Here is a 16,569-nt window from a genome sequence, read left to right on the forward strand (position 1 = left end):
TCAATATAAGTCATCAATATAAGTCATCAATATTCGCCAGCATTACTTATCGCTACGCAAATTATCACTACGCAAATTATCACTACGCAAATTATCACTACGCAAAATAAAGATACCTATTAATGCCGCAAATGCCAGACAATCATTTTAATACCCGCATCAAAAAACTATCGCCGCTGCTCATCAATCAATTGGCAGCTGGTGAGGTCGTGACACGCCCAGCCGCAGTGGTTAAAGAGCTGCTTGAAAACGCGATTGACGCTGATGCCACCAATATTGAGATACATATTACCCAAGGCGGCATGGGTATGATTGAGGTGATCGACAATGGCGTTGGTATTCATCCTGATGATATGGTCATGGCGATTACCCGTCATGCGACCAGCAAAGTCGCGGATGTGGCTAATTTGCATGGTATTACGACGTTGGGTTTTCGCGGGGAAGCATTGGCTGCAACAGCAGCAGTTTCTCGGTTGACGCTAACCAGTAGCCATGATGACAGTGGTATCGGTCGCCAGTTGCAGGTCGCGGGTGTGTTAGATGACATACCAAAAATGATACCAGTTGTGCATCATCGTGGCACGACCATTACGGTTAAGGATTTATACTTTAACGTACCAGCCCGTCGCGGCAATTTGAAATCTATTGCGACCGAGTTTGGTCATATCGAAACGATCGTGCGCGAAGTGGCTTTGGCGCGAGCAGATGTAGCGCTTAGTCTCTTTCATGACAATAAAAAACGGCTGTCACTGTCTTCAAATGCACGTGTGCTATCGGCAAATTCGATGCCTACAAGCGACGGATCTATCAGTGCTAATGCTGCAGGCAACAGTGCCAATCCTTTACCATTGTCACGGCTAGAGCAAGCCACGAGTGCAGAGCTCACAGTGAACGCACTTGAAGTAACGATTGATTTGTCCAGTTTGTGGCAGCCGTCTACAGAATACATGGATAGTACAAGCTCTAGTAGTCAAGCAGGTATCTATGGTTGGTTGTGGCCTATTAATAAGCAGGTGCAACAGCAGGACAGCTTACCAAAGCTACTGTACATCAATGGTCGCTTGGTCAAAGAGCCGATCATCAGCAATCAGCTTCGTCAACTCGCGCAGAGTGCTCATTTAGATGGCATCGGTTATGCCCTTTATTTTGATTTGCCGGCTCAATGGCTTAATATCAATGTCCATCCGTCCAAACAGCGTATCAAGATCAGTCCATTAAATAATGTTATGGCACATTTAAGCCATGCCATTCATACAAAACTGAAAACCATTACTACGATGGATATGGTCACATCCACCAGTTATGATAGACAGGTGCTAGACTATAACAATTCTCCAAGCCAGTCTTTTACTATGACACCGCGCAACGCATCGCCTACGACCCATTCAAGACAAAGCCAGCAAGTACAAGCGCCTAAACAGTTATACCAACTGTCAGTAAGTAGTCCTATTCTAAGCAAGCCTTTTTTGCAACGCTCAAAACAGTCCTATTCAGAAATGTCTTATCGTGATGAATCGTCATCACAGAGCCTCAAAGCGCGCAGCATAATGTCAATTACCAATAGTGCTGAGACTTTAAATAGTTCATCAATAGCAAGTAAGCCTTTGCCCGTCTGCTTAGATATGATTACCCACTTAAATGACATAGCAACCGAATCTGCTAATGCTAAGGACATGGATAGTAAATCGCTGCCTTGGTTACTATTTTACCATCAAGCACAATGTATGCTGATTAGTGCAGCAGAGTGGCAGTCAAAGCTAAGTGTGTTATTTGAGTCGCAGGTACTGAGTAATAACGTCTCTAAAAAAGACGAGGTACTAAAGAGCCCAGCATATATCAATCAACAACTCGCTACCGTAAGCTCGCAAATGTCTGCGCAAGACTTGATCGTTTTTATAGAAGATATTGACTCCTTAATCACTGACAATGCAATCAAAATCATAGACAGTCATCAATTAGTAGCGGCAATGTTCTCATCTTTGAACAAACAGTAGCGCCAAATTATATTTTTGCTACCCACCATCTCATTAGTAAAGGCAACCTATGCGACATTCATCTGACAGCTTATCTTATAGCTTGAGTCCCAATTTAGCGGATAATAGCGTGGTTTGCTTGATGGCGCCAACTGCGAGTGGTAAGACAGCACTGGCCTATGAGCTATACGATACAGGTCGTTATGAGCTTATCTCAGTAGACTCGGCGCTGATATATCGTGATATGAATATCGGTACGGCAAAGCCTACGTCTGATGAGCTGGCGCGTTATCCTCATCACTTAGTGGATATGATTGACCCTATGCAGAGCTATAGCGTTGCTGAGTTCGTCAGCGATGTCGCCCGTTTGATTGATAGCTGTCACCAGAACGGTAAGATACCGTTGCTAGTAGGCGGTACCATGATGTATTACATGGCGTTACTGGATGGACTATCCCCTGTACCTGATAGCGATGACGGCATTCGCGCGCAAGTAGAGCAATGGCGACAGGACGAGGGTATTAGCGCGCTATATGAGTATTTGGGTAAGGTTGATCCGATAAGTCACCAGCGTCTTAATGCCACTGATACTCAGCGTATTACTCGCGCTATTGAGGTATATCTACAAACGGATATTTCTATAAGTGAGTGGCAATGCAAACCCAAACAAGCATTAGCAAATAACCCCAATCAGAATTGGCACGTATTGGCAGTGATGCCTGATCGTCCGTGGTTGCATGAGCGTATCGCCCAGCGTCTAGACATCATGTGGAGTGAGGGTCTGGTGGCTGAAGTAATCGGACTGCTTGAGGAGTATCCATTGACACCGAACTTACCTTCTATGCGCTGCGTTGGTTATCGGCAAGTACTAGAGTACCTTGTACATACTCATCATCCAATATTTGAGCAACCGCATTTAGATAAAGCGCTTTTCTATGAGGCTTTTAGTGCATTAGATGAGTCGATAAATCAAAAAACAAAGCAGGACAAAATGTCTCAGCCTCTGATTGCATCAAGTTTGTCCGATAGCCAAACCGAGGTGCTTGCTTGTCAGCAAATGCAAAATAAGGCATTATATGCGACAAGGCAGTTGGCAAAGCGCCAGTACACTTGGCTGCGTAAAGTAATACAATTGCCTGATAATGCAATAGACACGGCAACAAAATCTGACTCATTTAACGATGCGAATGCCCCCACAAACCATGCATTAGAGATGAAGGTATTTACAACGATGGCACAGGCAAGAGACTATTTGTTTTAGCCTATGTAGATGACCATCGATTGAATTGAGGATATGGCCTAGTAAGTTTATTGGCTTGTTTTTACACTATCTTCTTAGAAACACAACACAGTAGCAACGCTTCACAAGTACATGAGAAAGTAATGACAATTAGTTTCAAAGTATAACGTGAATAACTGCTATAATTTAATACCAGAAAAGTGATGTATTTTGTAGAAATACCATGACTTTGCCAATAATTATTGTCTAACGTTTGTTGGTAAAAACAGTTTATGAAACAAGTGGTTACTTAATTTTTTTACAATAATAATGTATTCGCGATAAAGTGGAATCACTTAAGAAGAACCGATGTTTATTTAGATACGTTTTATAAAGAAAAATTATTATTGTATCTACTCTTTGCCATTATAATTCAAGCAACACTTAAAATAATTGGCGCTTAAAACATAATTATATAATATTTAGGAGAGATTTCATGTCAAAAGGACAAACTTTACAAGATCCGTTCTTGAACTCGCTGCGCAAAGATCGCATTCCTGTCTCTATTTTTTTAGTCAATGGTATCAAATTGCAAGGTCAGATCGAGTCATTTGATCAGTATGTCGTATTGCTCAAAAACACAGTGAGTCAAATGGTATACAAACATGCCATCTCGACGGTTGTACCAGCACGTAATCCACGTAGCAGCACAACGACAACGACCAGTGCCCAGCCTCAAAGTGCAGCGCCAGCCGCTTATCAAGGTGGGGGTTTTGAACGTGGTAGCAACCCTGCTAGCACCGGTAGTTTTGAAGAGCGTGGTTTTGCCTCGAACCGTAGTGGCTTTAACCGTGGCGGTTTTAGCCAAGGTCAAGATCGTGGCTTTGAGCGTGGTAGCTTTGGACAGGGTCAAGAGCGCGGGTTTGAGCGTGGCGGATTTGGTCAAGACCGTGGATTTGAGCCACCAGCAGAAAATGCGAACTTTGAAAACAAGCCAAGTGACGAATCTGATGATAACAACTAAGTTGATAATAAATAACAAATCATAGATAAATAGACAAGAAGTATTTTGCCTATTTTGCCTATTTACCTATAGATAGATGCGTTATCTCGACTTGATATATTTAATCAAAACCTGCTGCTATAGTGGGTTTTTTTTGTATAAATAGACGTATAATAACTACTTAGCATTGATATCGATTTGACGTTAGTACTGGATTTTGCAGGGCATTATTAATATTGCTCAGAGTATAGTAAAATATCTTATTGATTCATTATAAACATAGAGCTGATGCATGAGTAATAGCCAAAGCAATCTGACCCATGAGCAATATATTAGTACCGCTATCGAGGCGATCAATACTGAGATATCGGCGTTAGCACTACTGACAGAACAGATAGACGACAGATTTGCGCAGGCTTGCGATATTATTTTGGCTTGTAAGGGTCGAGTAGTGGTCACTGGTATGGGTAAGTCAGGATTGATAGGGCGCAAAATCGCCGCGACCTTTGCTTCTACTGGCACGCCCGCTTTCTTTATGCATCCTGGGGAGGCTGGGCATGGCGACTTGGGCATGCTGGTGAAAGGCGATGTGTTGCTTGCCATCTCTAACTCTGGTGAGTCAGACGAGATTAAAATGCTATTGCCCGTGGTTAAGCATTTAAACATTCCGTTGATTAGTATCAGTCGTGATAAGCGTGGCATGTTACCGCGTGCAGCTGATATTGTATTGACCCTAGGCAAATCGCAAGAGGCGTGTCCGCTGAACCTTGCACCTACCTCCAGCACCACGGCTACATTGGCGCTAGGTGATGCGTTAGCAGTGGCTTTAGTACATGCGCGTAATTTCACTTCAGAAGATTTTGCTCTATCGCATCCAGCAGGGGCGTTGGGTCGTCAACTGCTCACTCGCGTCGAAGATTTGATGCATACCAAGTCAGAAGATTTGCCACTTATCAATCAACAAGCACCATTGCAAGAGGCGCTCTTTACTATGTCTGCTGGGCGCTTAGGGATGACAGTGGTCACTGACGATAATGATAAGGTTGTTGGGGTATTTACAGACGGTGACTTACGCCGCGGTTTAGAAAAAGGCATCGATCTACAAACCCCGATGCGCGATGTGATGGTTAACGATCCACGCCGAATCAGCAAAACCATGCGAGCATCAGACGCTCTGAGTGTCATGAATGAAAATGGTATCAGTCAGCTATTGATTATCGATGAGAAAGATCGATTAGAAGCGATTATTACGGTTCATGATTTACTACAAGCGGGTGTTAAGTAAGCATTATCTATAGTCAGGTCAATATAAAAAAGACACAGCGTGCCTGATATAAATTTTTTGTAGCCTCTGTCTGCGTAGGCACAGCAAGCAAGAAAAATTTGTACCAGTCACGCATTATAGAGCCAGAAAGTCTTTAAGAAAGGATAACTCATGCAAGACTTAATAAAAAAAGCCGGACAAGTTAAGCTATTGGTATTAGATGTTGATGGTATTTTGTCAAATGGTCAAATCATCTATGACGCCAATGGTGTTGAGACCAAAGAGTTTTCAGTGCACGATGGTGTTGGCATTAAGTCGTTAGCACGTTATGGCATTTTGACTGCTATTATTACGGGTCGTAGCAGCCCCATGGTGGATAAGCGCGCCATTGAAATAGGTGTGGATTATGTGGTGCAAGGTCGTGATGACAAGCTGATTGCCTTAAATGAGCTGCTATCTACCCTTGATCCTGCGCTCAATATCACAGCGGCTGATTGTGCTTATATGGGCGATGATTTGCCAGATATTAAGGCAATGCAAACTGTGGGATTTGCGGCAACAGTGCCCAATGCCCATGCCGAAGTAATTAAGCGCAGCGATATGGTGACCACACGTGCAGGCGGTACTGGCGCCGTACGTGAAATATGTGATCTTATCTTAAAAGGTCATGGCCATTATAAAGACTTTATCGCGCATTATACGCTTGATGAGGCACCAACTCAGGATACCTTATCGTGAATACTCGTGTTTTAATCGTTTTAGCGCTGATTATTGCTGGTATTGCTGGCTGGTTTTTTCAGCAGCAAGGAGACATATCACCGCCAGTTAGCATGGAAGCGACCGATGTTGATTATGAAGCAACTGATATTAAGGCGGTGCAAACCAATGAGCAAGGCGACACTGAATATGAGCTTACTGCTGAATCATTGACGCACAATCCGGCAACTAACGAAGATGAGATGTCAGGCATCACAATGAATTGGGAGCCCTCAGATGAGCAGCGCTATCGTATCGAAGCGGGTAGCGCTGCCATCAGTCAGCAGACTGGTGAATTGAGCTTGTCTGGTGGTTTTACCTTAGTTAGTGAAGACAAAGCCGATGGGACATCAGATATTGAACCCATTAAAGTGACGGGCAGCACGCTCAAAGGTAACACCAAGTCAGGCCAAGTATATAGTGATGAAATGGTCAAGATTGAGCAAGGGATGAATCGATTTGAAGCATCGAGCATGAAAGCCAATCTGGAGACTGGTGAATATGAGTTCGGTCAAGTGGCGGTTAATTTTTCTCCTGCTGATCGTAAAGACAAGGCATTATTCTAGTTGAAATGATCTTTGCCCAAGGAGATATTCAAAACCATATAATCAGTGAAAGTTAGTCTGACGCCCTATGGGATTGACTATAGCTAGCATGAAGTTTGCAAATCCTATCGTTTGCCCACGATAAAATCACTACAGCGTCAACCTCGCTGACCATACTCATGTATCGATTGCACTCGGTTTCCTTGTATTGATATTATTTTGGATTGACTATAACTACTAATAATAAAACGAGTAATGTTTATGAAATCTAAGTTTTTGCCTACTTTGCGCTCATTATCGACTCGCTCGATGCAAGTCTCTTCTAGCCTGCGCACGCTACCAGTCATCATGTTGCTAGCGTTACCACTATATGGTCATGCGCTGCCATCAGACGCCAATCAGCAGATTAAACTGTTGGCAGATAAAGCTACTTATAGTGAGCGTACCGGTGTCACCAGTTATTCGGGTGGTGTGATTATTACTCAAGGTACGTTTAAGATGACCGCTGATAATATCACGGTCAATCTATCACAGGGTCGTAGTATCAACTCTGCAGTAGCGACTGGGCGACCAGCCACCATGCAGCAAGTGGTCACGCAAGAGAAAGGTCTGGCAAAAGGTCAGGCCAATAAGATCGACTACAATGCGATTACTGGTATTATTACTTTGACGGGTAATGCAAAGCTGGTACAAACTGGTGCCAGTTTTGCGGGCAATGTCATTCGTTATAGCTTAAAGGCAGGTGATGTAGAAGCGACTGCTGGTGGCAATCAACGCGTGGAGCTAGTTTTCCCACCCAGCAGCAATAATAGCCAGAGCGGCGTACGCTAAGTGATAGCAGCAATTGCGTAGCAGCACCTAAATTTCGACAACACTATTTCGACAACACTATGCGTAAGTTATGAGTAAATTATGAGTGATAACCAAAGTTTTGACGCTTTAGCCCCCACTAACAATGCTAAGCCTGTCGAGCGCTTGAGTATGAAAAACTTAGGTAAGCGTTATGGCAAACGTTGGGTCGTCAAAGATGTCTCATTTTCTGTTGATCAAGGTCAAGTGGTTGGCTTGCTAGGACCAAACGGTGCGGGTAAAACCACCAGTTTTTATATGGTAGTAGGTCTGGTCAACATGGACAGAGGCAGCGTTACTCTAGGAAATATGAATTTATCCAAATATGCCATGCATGAACGCGCTCGTGCTGGCATTGGCTATTTACCGCAAGAAGCGTCAATCTTTCGTAAATTATCTATCGAAGACAATATCTTGGCTATCTTGCAAACTCGTACAGAATTAACTGCTAGTGAGCAGCGCCAAGAGCTTGAAAAATTGATTGGTGAATTCAATTTAGGACACGTGCGCAAATCTTTAGGGATGAGTGTGTCAGGCGGTGAGCGTCGCCGTTGTGAAATCGCTCGTGCCTTGGCCGCTGACCCGAAGTTTATCTTGCTCGATGAGCCTTTTGCGGGCGTTGATCCTATTTCTGTTGGTGATATTAAAGACGTGATATTAACGCTAAAAAATCGTGGTATTGGTGTACTAATCACGGATCATAATGTCCGCGACACGCTCGCTATTTGTGAAAAAGCTTATATCGTCTCAGAAGGCGCTATTATTGCTGAAGGCACAGCGTCTGACGTCTTAGATAATGAGTTGGTAAAATCTGTTTATTTAGGTAAAGATTTTCAGGTATAAACCTGTCAGTTAATCGCTGTTTTCGTTCGTTTATACTATCTATAGGTTGGCATAAAGTTTCTGCTATTTTTTATGCCAACGACCATCATTTATATCGTATTCATTATCATTTCTGCTACACAGCCTATAGTCAGGTCAATATAAAAAAGAGACAGCGTGGCGAGTATAAATTTTTTGTCGCCTCTGTCTGCGCAGGCACAGCAAGCAAGAAAAATTTGTACCAGTCACGCATGATAATGTCTTGTATCCATTTTATTTAGTATCGACTATATCATCTAAACGGCTTCTTCCTTATAAAACTATTCTTATATAAACACTTATACAAAAGCATTCTGATATTTTATTATTGATCGTCTGAATAAGGCTCATACATTATGGCAAAAAATAAAAGCAGCTATGTCTGTCAACATTGCGGTGCGCATTTTGGCAAATGGGCAGGACAGTGTACGGATTGCGGGGAATGGAACAGCTTGGTCGAAGCGCCTAATGTCAGTATGCCGCATCATAATAAGAGTACTGCTAAGCCTAATGCTGGTCGTGCAGCGCCTCGTAACACAGGCAGCAGTGGCACACCTACAGGGAACTATTCTGGTACCCATAGTGCGGTCATGCCCCTTAATGCTGTCAGCGTCGGCCTAGATACGCGCTTGCCCACTGGCATTAGTGAGTTTGATCGTGTGCTCGGCGGTGGATTAGTCGCCGGATCTGTTGTACTGATAGGCGGCGACCCCGGTATTGGTAAATCCACTATTTTATTACAAACAGCGACTAATATGGCTCGTGCTGATTCGCTGGCAGGTAGTGCGCTTTACGTGACCGGTGAGGAGTCACTGGCTCAGGTTGCTATGCGTGCCAAACGTTTGGATCTGCCTGCTGACAGGCTGCGGGTATTGGCCGAAACCAATGTCGAGACTATTTGTGCGGCTTTAACTCAAGAGCAGCCAGCCATCGCTATTATTGATTCTATTCAGACTATTTATACAGATGCCATCAATTCTGCTCCGGGCGGCGTCAGTCAAATTCGAGAATCTGCCGCTATTTTGACACGCTATGCTAAGCAAACGGGCACTGCGCTGTTTTTAGTGGGGCATGTGACCAAGGAAGGTACGTTAGCAGGCCCACGAGTACTTGAGCATATGGTCGATACGGTATTGTATTTTGAGGGACAGTCAGACTCCCGCTTTCGGATGATTCGCGCGGTTAAAAACCGTTTTGGTGCGGTTAACGAGCTGGGTATTTTTGGTATGACCGATATGGGACTCAAAGAAGTCGCCAATCCGTCAGCGATATTTTTAAGCCGTTATGATAAGCCCGTGGCTGGGTCGGTCGTTATGGTCAGTCGTGAAGGTACGAGACCGCTACTGGTCGAGGTACAGGCCTTGGTTGATGACTCGCAAGGGCAGCCTAGACGTATGGCATTAGGCCTCGATTTTCAACGCTTATCCATGCTGTTAGCAGTTATGCATCGTCACGGTGGCATTCATACCAGTGGACAAGACGTGTATGTCAACGTAGTCGGTGGTGTCAAGGTCATAGAAACAGGGTCAGATTTGGCTGTATTATTGGCTTGTGCTTCTAGTATTAAAGAAAAGCCTTTACCTTCATCCTTAGCCGTGTTTGGTGAAGTGGGTTTGTCTGGGGAGATACGCCCTGTCCCTAATGGTCAAGAGCGATTGAAAGAAGCGATGAAGCATGGTTTCAAGCACGCTATTATTCCTAAGGGCAATGCGCCTGCAAAGGATGCTCCTCAGTTTAAAGGCATTAATGTAATTGCCGTTGAACGTCTCGATGATGCTATCGAAAGCGCGTTTGAGTTATAAACAGATACTCTTCGGTGTTCGACTAAAAAAGATAAACTCAAACAAAAAACGCCTAACTCATCATGGTTAGGCGTTTTTTTATTCTAATTAAGAAGGCTGTTGTTTTAGAACTAAGGTCCTGAAACACGCTCAATCGAGACGTTACCAACCCCTTTGCTCGTGATACCTAATTGCTTGGCAGCACCATAAGACAAATCCATTACCCGATTACCGTGGAATGGACCGCGATCATTAACTTTTACCACGACGCTTTTGCCATTGGTTTTATTGGTGACTTTCACATAGCAATTTAATGGTAGTGAACGATGCGCCGCTGTTAGGGCATTCATATCAAAAGTATCACCGCTGGCCGTCTTGCGACCATGAAACTTACGGCCGTACCAAGATGCCAAACCGGTTTGCTTAAATTTGCTTACTGAGTTAGACGCGACTGCTGTTAAGCGTTCTAACACATCTTCGTCATTGCTTACTTGGGCGGTATCGCTCGCTAAGAGTGAGCTGCTAAGTGCTAATGAGGTAGGCTGACGGGCAGACTTAACCAAGCTTGAAGCACCATCATGTTGACGACTAAGCTCACCGAGTACACGGTCGATATGGGAGGCGTTATCTTGCGAAATCATTGCAAGGGTGGTTTTTGCTTCTACCGCATTGGCATTAGATGCGACTGCAGAGCCAGCAAATAGAAATACTGACATTGTAAGTAAACCAGATAAACGCTTATTCATAAATACCTCTATAACTTATACATTAAAACCTAACTCTAAAAATCTTAGATCGAGTGTGACAGACTTAGACCAATCTAATCGTGTCGCAAGCTCTAAAGCCTATGTATCAATCGGTCATTCTAATCAGGATTGATGCAAAAGATGGCTTTTATAGGGTCTAACATATGATAATTTTCATTTTGTTATCATAAATGCATTGCAGTAGTAAATGACCGAAACGTTTACGATATGCTCAAATGATAGTTAACAATATTAATTAAGTACCGACTCTAATAGTTGGATAACTAAAGTTTAAATGGTCAGTACCGACATTTATCATATCCGATAAACAAACTTCCATGTATTGCTAAATTAATAAACGTTTTGAAGTGTATTACGTATTACTTTGTTATTAAAGCGTTAATTAAGTAGTCGATTTGAAAGCCTGAAATCTCGGATTTGCTAACTATACGGACGAGCTATAACTAAAATATAATTAAATGCTAAGTTTGTTAGTAGCTCTGTACGGGTTATGTAGCAAAACACAGTAAAACGAGGTTAACGCAATTATTTGTAAAAAACAAGGATTAAAACCTATCAGTGTAGATTGACAATAAGCACGCTTTTGACGAGGAAAGATAGCAATTTTATTTTTAATAATTCAATAATATCAAAAACTTATGATGAATAACTGCTTTAGAGGAAAATGGATAATATCAAGAATATCTGTAGTATTAATTACAAATAAAGCCAGTTTTTGGTCATTAAAACTGACTCGCATTCTATTTTTTCATTTTTACCGTCAGAGTTATTAGATGATGGTTGTTAGTTAGATTTATGAGTATGAATGGACATCAGCAGCCCAAATCCCGCCATTAAAGTGACGATTGCGGTGCCGCCGTAGCTAATGAAAGGCAGGGGTACGCCAACGACAGGTAAAATACCGCCGACCATACCGACATTGACGAACACATAAACAAAAAATGACATGGCGACCGCGCCTGCTAATAACCTGCTATACACATCGGGATGGGTGAAAGCGATATATAAGGCACGTGTGAGTAAACAGGCATAAACGAACATCAATAACATCACGCCCAACAGACCAAATTCCTCAGAGAAAGCCGCGATGATAAAGTCAGTATGGCCTTCTGGTAAGAAGTGTAGATGCGACTGCGTGCCCTCTAAATAGCCTTTGCCTGTCAGTCCACCTGCACCAATGGCTGTTTTGGACTGAATAATGTTCCAGCCAGCACCTTGTACATCTGCTTCAGGATTGAGTAATGTCAATACTCGGGTACGCTGATAGTCGTGTAACAAAAAATTCCAAGCGACGGCGATGAGGGGTATCGCTAAGACGGCCGCGCCCGAAATCACCCGCCATGACAGACCTGCTAAAAAAAGCACGAAGATGCCACTGGCCGCAACTAACAGTGAAGTACCTAGATCAGGTTCTTTGGCAATCAATAACACCGGAACGATGATCAAGGCTAAAGTGATGGCGATACTTGATGCTGATGGAGGTAGATCGCGCTTAGACAAAAACCAGGCACACATCATCGGCATACCAAGTTTCATAAACTCTGAAGGCTGCACGCTGCCAAATCCTGGCAGGTTAATCCAGCGCTGTGCCCCCATGCGCACCTCACCAATGATGTCTACCAGTACCAGTAGTACGAGTCCAAGTACATAAAAAACAGGCGTAAAGGTACGATAAATACTTGGCGGTATTTGTGCCATGGTAAACATCACGGCAAATGCCACGCCATAGCTGACCATTTGGCGTATGACCATGCTATTGTCTTGGGTCGAGGCGCTATATAGAATCGTTAAGCCAATGCAGCAAACTGTTAATAGAAGCAGGGTCAACCATGGATCGATATGGATACGTTGCCATAGCGACGGCGCATGACCTTGACCGAAATGGTGGCTCTGACGTGAAAAACGATATTGCGGATTAGAAGACATAGGCAAAGTGTGACTGGCAATTGGCGTAAAAGAGATGTCGAATTTGACATAAATGTGTGATAAATCAGTGATTACAAGAGGTTCATTCCAATAGGTGCCAGCAGATAAAGTAACACATCAGTAATAAAGTCACGTAACTATGAAAATTATGAGGATAAGTGTTAATTACGAATAGGTGGCTACGAATTAGAAGCGATAGTTTAGCCTGCTTGCCAAAAATTTGATAGTATCGATAAAACGTTTTTAGCGGTAGCTTCTTGCAATGATCAATAAAAAGAACCATGCCTATCGGCAGATTCATAAGCCTATTATCGCCCTATTGGTTTTTGCCAGTAGTATTAGTGTTCATGCGGCTATCGTGAGCGACAACAGTGAGCGTCGTATCGAAGTCCGTCAAGGAGGCAGTAGTGGCAATAGCAGCAGTAATGCTTATATCAGGCCTTCCACGAACGCGACAAGCTATAACTCAGGCGTTACTATGTTAAGTGGAGCAACAAGGTTAAGTGGAGCAAATGCGATAGCGGGCGATAGCATGCAAGGGCTAATTCAGCAAAAACAACGTGATTTCGATTTTGACGCCAGCTTATCCATCGAAGAAAACAAACGCGTCAATATCAATAGACGTACGCCTAGCTATAATACGACTTATCCTTCCACTTACAGCACCAGTAATAATACTTATAACAATTTTACCAGTATCGACTTTAACGGCTGGCTAAACAGCAATAGCTACCGTGCTAGCCAAGTCGCTGATTATCAACGCTATTTGAACGCACGAGTGGGTGCGCATAATGTACCACCATTATCTCAGCTGCTTACGACGGCACGTAGTTGGGATAAATGTGGCTATGAGCCTTATCAGCTGCCACCGCAAGAATTATGGGCCAATATAGTTCCCACACTACGACTGTATAGTGAGCTAAAGAATCAAGGTATTTTACCTGCCAGTAGTGAGATACGCTCAGTTTACCGTAGTCCTGGACTCAATGACTGTGCTGGCGGGGCAGATAGCAGCAAACATATGACTGCGGGTGCTATAGATATTTGGGTGCCGGAGTACGAAGATAATTCATGGCTGCTTAGTACCATGCAAGATGGCTTATGTCAGTTTTGGCAATATCAGGGTCAGTCTCATAACTTTGGGCTAGGACTGTACTCCACGGGTGCTATTCATTTGGATACTGAGGGTTATCGCAAGTGGGGCTTTAATCATGCTAGCAGCAGTTCATCATGTCGTTATTGATAGTTTTATTCGCATAGTCAAAACGACTATAGTCAATCCACTATAAAAGCGTTACAGCGTTAACCTCGCTTGAGGTATTAAATATACATCTACACTCGGTTGCCTTGTACCACTTTTAGATTGAACCGACTATATAGTTATCCTATTATACTTATACAAATCACTTTTTATCTCAGTAAACTATGCTGTATTATGTCAAAAAATATAGCCTAGTTTATAGTAAGTGGGATTTATGAAAAAGTGGTACTTAAGAGTAGAAAGATCAAATCAATCAGAAAAACCGAAAAAAAGCACTTTGCGCTCAACTCAGATGTATACAGGGCTATGTTGCTCGGTGATTTTGTCTCTTCTGTTTATTAGCGCCTGTAGCCCGAACACTGCTTCTGAAAATAGTTTGCCTAACGTAAATGCCTCGGATGCAAAAGACATCGAAGAAAACATTAAAAACTCTTATGCACGTCTCGCTGCCAAACGTCCTGATGTATGCCCAAAACTACTACAAAAAAACGTCGACGATGACACTATTGTCCGTACTGCGGAGGTCATGATATCGAATTATTGTGATTATTACTTATACCCAGAGAGGGGTCAAAGCATAAACATCGATATCAATACCGATCAAATCGAGACGTTGCTAATTGTGCCAACCATGCATAACTTTGCCAATGGTTCTTATCAAGTCGAATCTTATGATAAACATGTGATTCGTTTAAATTATGTCGGGGTGACTCATAAACCCGATCGCTTAAGCTATGACGTAAACATCACCATCACTAGCTAACTTTACTGAAGCTAATTACTTTACATAATAGCTGGGATTTATAACGTTATTCATTATTTTGTATGAGGACACGCCCTAGACAATTCTCAATGATTTGCCTAAAAGCACTTTTATAAGTGCTTTTTTTGATCCTCATTATTATTGATAAGCATTATTTATTAGTCTTCCAAGGATCCTCTTGTCCAACCGTGACAATCAAAAAATCATCCGGCTTGAGCGTATCGCGCATGGTTTTATTAACCTCTGGTAATTGTACTTGGTCAATACGACTCACATAATTGGTCAGATAATTCTTGGGCAACTGATAAAAATTCATCATTCCTAGTAAACTATTGATACCAGCATTGCTGGCAAAACCCATCGGAAAACTGTTCTTTAAATTGTCAGTCGTCAAGCGCATCTCAGTGCTAGTAATACCGTTATCCAAAGTATCATTGATGACATCTAAGCTGGCGTCAATGGCAGCACGGGCTTTATCATTACGTGTTGAAAACCCAATCTGATAAGGGCCTCGCGCCAGCATCGGGCTCATTGAGCCTGAAATACCATAGGTATAGCCAAGGTTTTGTCTGATTTCGGTCATCAACCGCGCATTAAAGTCACCGCCCGCCAGCACTTCGTTACCCACGGCAAAGTTGGTCTGTTTCTGCTGTGCGATAGCATCGGTGGCGCGCTTATCGCCCAGTTGCCCCATAAGTACGGTCGTTTGGGTGCTCGGAAAAGGAATGTGAATATGCTGCGCTTTTGTCAGTGGTTTGGGCTCAGGTAGTGTTGTCGCTGCTTGACCGACTGGCAAGTCAGCCGTGATATCGTCAGCAAGCTTTTTGGCTTGGGTTAAAGTCAAATTACCCGTCATCGCGATAGAAGCATTTGCCGCCACCAAATAGCGATTTTTGAAGTCGAGCAATTCTTTTCTTTCAATACTCGGTACACTGTCGAGTGTACCAACGGAAGGGTGCGCGTAAGGATGGTCGCCATATAAGGCTTCGTTAAAAGCAATGCTCGCAAGGCTATTGGGGTCTTGTTTTTGCTGCTGCAAACCGACTAATAGTCGCGCTTTGTTACGTGCTAGGATATCTGCATCAAACGCCGGTTCATTCAGCATTTGAGTCATCAAGTCGACGGCAGGCAGTAGATGTTCGTCATCGGATAAGCTGCGTAGCGAGACGATAAACATATCTTTATAGGCGCTACTGCTCAAATTCACTCCCAAGGTTTCAACAGCGCGGGTGAACTCATTTTCATTTAAGCTTTTAGAGCCTTGTTCCAACATCGTGGCAGTCATATTGGCGATGCCAAAACCGGCTTTGCGTATGCTGCCATCTCGGGCACTACCTGCATTAAAGCGTAAATCAATATCAACAATGGGCAGGGCAGTGGTGCGTACAAAGAGTACAGGGATGCCAGCTTTGGTTTTGAACTGTTGAATGGTTGGAACTGTGACTTTTAATGGCTTAGCATCAGCGACACTTGTAAGTGTTGATAGTGCTGCTATCGGTGCATTTATATCAACGGCAGCTGATGGCGTGCGAAAGTCTTCGCTACCAGTGGTATCTGCCTGAGCGGTGGTCGTCAATATTGTCAAACCTAATAATATACTT

At 43.2% G+C, this 16,569-nt stretch carries 13 protein-coding genes and 1 pseudogene; 11 read left to right on the top strand and 3 right to left on the bottom strand.

The window, feature by feature from the left end; all coding sequences use genetic code 11:
• Window positions 1-122 precede the first annotated feature (122 nt).
• From mutL to radA, 9 genes are all read left to right on the top strand, one after another.
• Window positions 123-1,994 (top strand): DNA mismatch repair endonuclease MutL, encoded by a 1,872-nt coding sequence (gene mutL, locus IE130_RS02915; protein WP_227676111.1) that lies wholly within the window; start codon window positions 123-125, stop codon window positions 1,992-1,994.
• 49 nt (window positions 1,995-2,043) lie between these two features.
• Complete coding sequence (gene miaA / locus IE130_RS02920) at window positions 2,044-3,234, top strand: tRNA (adenosine(37)-N6)-dimethylallyltransferase MiaA (RefSeq protein ID WP_189581424.1); 1,191 nt, start codon at window positions 2,044-2,046, stop codon at window positions 3,232-3,234.
• A gap of 454 nt (window positions 3,235-3,688) precedes the next feature.
• The gene (hfq, locus tag IE130_RS02925) at window positions 3,689-4,216 is read left to right on the top strand and encodes an RNA chaperone Hfq (RefSeq protein WP_189581439.1); all 528 of its coding nucleotides are present in this window, start codon (window positions 3,689-3,691) and stop codon (window positions 4,214-4,216) included.
• Window positions 4,217-4,487: 271 nt separating this feature from the next.
• On the top strand, window positions 4,488-5,480 hold the full coding sequence (locus tag IE130_RS02930) for a KpsF/GutQ family sugar-phosphate isomerase (RefSeq protein WP_189581442.1): 993 nt from the start codon (window positions 4,488-4,490) through the stop codon (window positions 5,478-5,480).
• Between the two features lie 150 nt (window positions 5,481-5,630).
• A complete protein-coding gene (locus tag IE130_RS02935) occupies window positions 5,631-6,197 on the top strand; it encodes a KdsC family phosphatase (protein WP_189581445.1) in 567 nt (188 codons plus the stop codon).
• A complete protein-coding gene (gene lptC / locus IE130_RS02940) occupies window positions 6,194-6,781 on the top strand; it encodes an LPS export ABC transporter periplasmic protein LptC (protein ID WP_189581448.1) in 588 nt (195 codons plus the stop codon). The genes IE130_RS02935 and lptC overlap by 4 nt, the downstream gene beginning before the upstream one ends.
• A 327-nt stretch (window positions 6,782-7,108) precedes the next feature.
• Complete coding sequence (lptA, locus tag IE130_RS02945; RefSeq protein WP_373299611.1) at window positions 7,109-7,591, top strand: lipopolysaccharide transport periplasmic protein LptA; 483 nt, start codon at window positions 7,109-7,111, stop codon at window positions 7,589-7,591.
• A 150-nt stretch (window positions 7,592-7,741) separates the two neighbouring features.
• Complete coding sequence (gene lptB / locus IE130_RS02950; protein WP_189582532.1) at window positions 7,742-8,452, top strand: LPS export ABC transporter ATP-binding protein; 711 nt, start codon at window positions 7,742-7,744, stop codon at window positions 8,450-8,452.
• 374 nt (window positions 8,453-8,826) lie between these two features.
• Window positions 8,827-10,272, top strand: a complete 1,446-nt coding sequence (gene radA / locus IE130_RS02955) for a DNA repair protein RadA (protein ID WP_189581451.1) — start codon at window positions 8,827-8,829, stop codon at window positions 10,270-10,272.
• Window positions 10,273-10,382: 110 nt separating this feature from the next.
• On the opposite strand, the pseudogene IE130_RS14385 reads toward radA, so the two are convergent.
• Window positions 10,383-10,724, bottom strand: a pseudogene (locus IE130_RS14385) (septal ring lytic transglycosylase RlpA family protein); the annotation flags it as partial.
• Window positions 10,725-11,801: 1,077 nt separating this feature from the next.
• On the bottom strand, window positions 11,802-12,944 hold the full coding sequence (gene rodA, locus IE130_RS02965; protein ID WP_189581454.1) for a rod shape-determining protein RodA: 1,143 nt from the start codon (window positions 12,942-12,944) through the stop codon (window positions 11,802-11,804).
• A 262-nt stretch (window positions 12,945-13,206) separates the two neighbouring features.
• On the opposite strand from rodA, the gene IE130_RS02970 reads away from it, so the two are divergent.
• Complete coding sequence (locus tag IE130_RS02970) at window positions 13,207-14,187, top strand: D-Ala-D-Ala carboxypeptidase family metallohydrolase (protein ID WP_189581457.1); 981 nt, start codon at window positions 13,207-13,209, stop codon at window positions 14,185-14,187.
• 232 nt (window positions 14,188-14,419) lie between these two features.
• Window positions 14,420-14,968: a hypothetical protein gene (locus IE130_RS02975; protein WP_189581461.1), complete on the top strand. Its 549-nt coding sequence runs from the start codon at window positions 14,420-14,422 to the stop codon at window positions 14,966-14,968.
• 151 nt (window positions 14,969-15,119) lie between these two features.
• On the opposite strand, the gene IE130_RS02980 is transcribed toward IE130_RS02975, so the two are convergent.
• A complete protein-coding gene (locus IE130_RS02980; RefSeq protein WP_227676112.1) occupies window positions 15,120-16,544 on the bottom strand; it encodes a M16 family metallopeptidase in 1,425 nt (474 codons plus the stop codon).
• Window positions 16,545-16,569: the final 25 nt, after the last annotated feature.

The sequence above is a fragment of the Psychrobacter glaciei genome (assembly GCF_014652895.1).
GTDB classification, from domain to species: domain Bacteria; phylum Pseudomonadota; class Gammaproteobacteria; order Pseudomonadales; family Moraxellaceae; genus Psychrobacter; species Psychrobacter glaciei.

Excerpts from the sequence above, each read along its gene's own strand:
- lptA (WP_373299611.1), top strand. The coding sequence starts at position 7,109 with ATGTTGCTAGCGTTACCACTATATGGTCATGCGCTGCCATCAGACGCC.
- miaA (WP_189581424.1), top strand. The coding sequence starts at position 2,044 with ATGCGACATTCATCTGACAGCTTATCTTATAGCTTGAGTCCCAATTTA.
- lptB (WP_189582532.1), top strand. The coding sequence starts at position 7,742 with ATGAAAAACTTAGGTAAGCGTTATGGCAAACGTTGGGTCGTCAAAGAT.
- IE130_RS02935 (WP_189581445.1), top strand. The coding sequence starts at position 5,631 with ATGCAAGACTTAATAAAAAAAGCCGGACAAGTTAAGCTATTGGTATTA.
- IE130_RS02970 (WP_189581457.1), top strand. The coding sequence starts at position 13,207 with ATGATCAATAAAAAGAACCATGCCTATCGGCAGATTCATAAGCCTATT.
- IE130_RS02975 (WP_189581461.1), top strand. The coding sequence starts at position 14,420 with ATGAAAAAGTGGTACTTAAGAGTAGAAAGATCAAATCAATCAGAAAAA.
- hfq (WP_189581439.1), top strand. The coding sequence starts at position 3,689 with ATGTCAAAAGGACAAACTTTACAAGATCCGTTCTTGAACTCGCTGCGC.
- IE130_RS02930 (WP_189581442.1), top strand. The coding sequence starts at position 4,488 with ATGAGTAATAGCCAAAGCAATCTGACCCATGAGCAATATATTAGTACC.
- mutL (WP_227676111.1), top strand. The coding sequence starts at position 123 with ATGCCGCAAATGCCAGACAATCATTTTAATACCCGCATCAAAAAACTA.
- rodA (WP_189581454.1), bottom strand. The coding sequence starts at position 12,944 with ATGTCTTCTAATCCGCAATATCGTTTTTCACGTCAGAGCCACCATTTC.
- radA (WP_189581451.1), top strand. The coding sequence starts at position 8,827 with ATGGCAAAAAATAAAAGCAGCTATGTCTGTCAACATTGCGGTGCGCAT.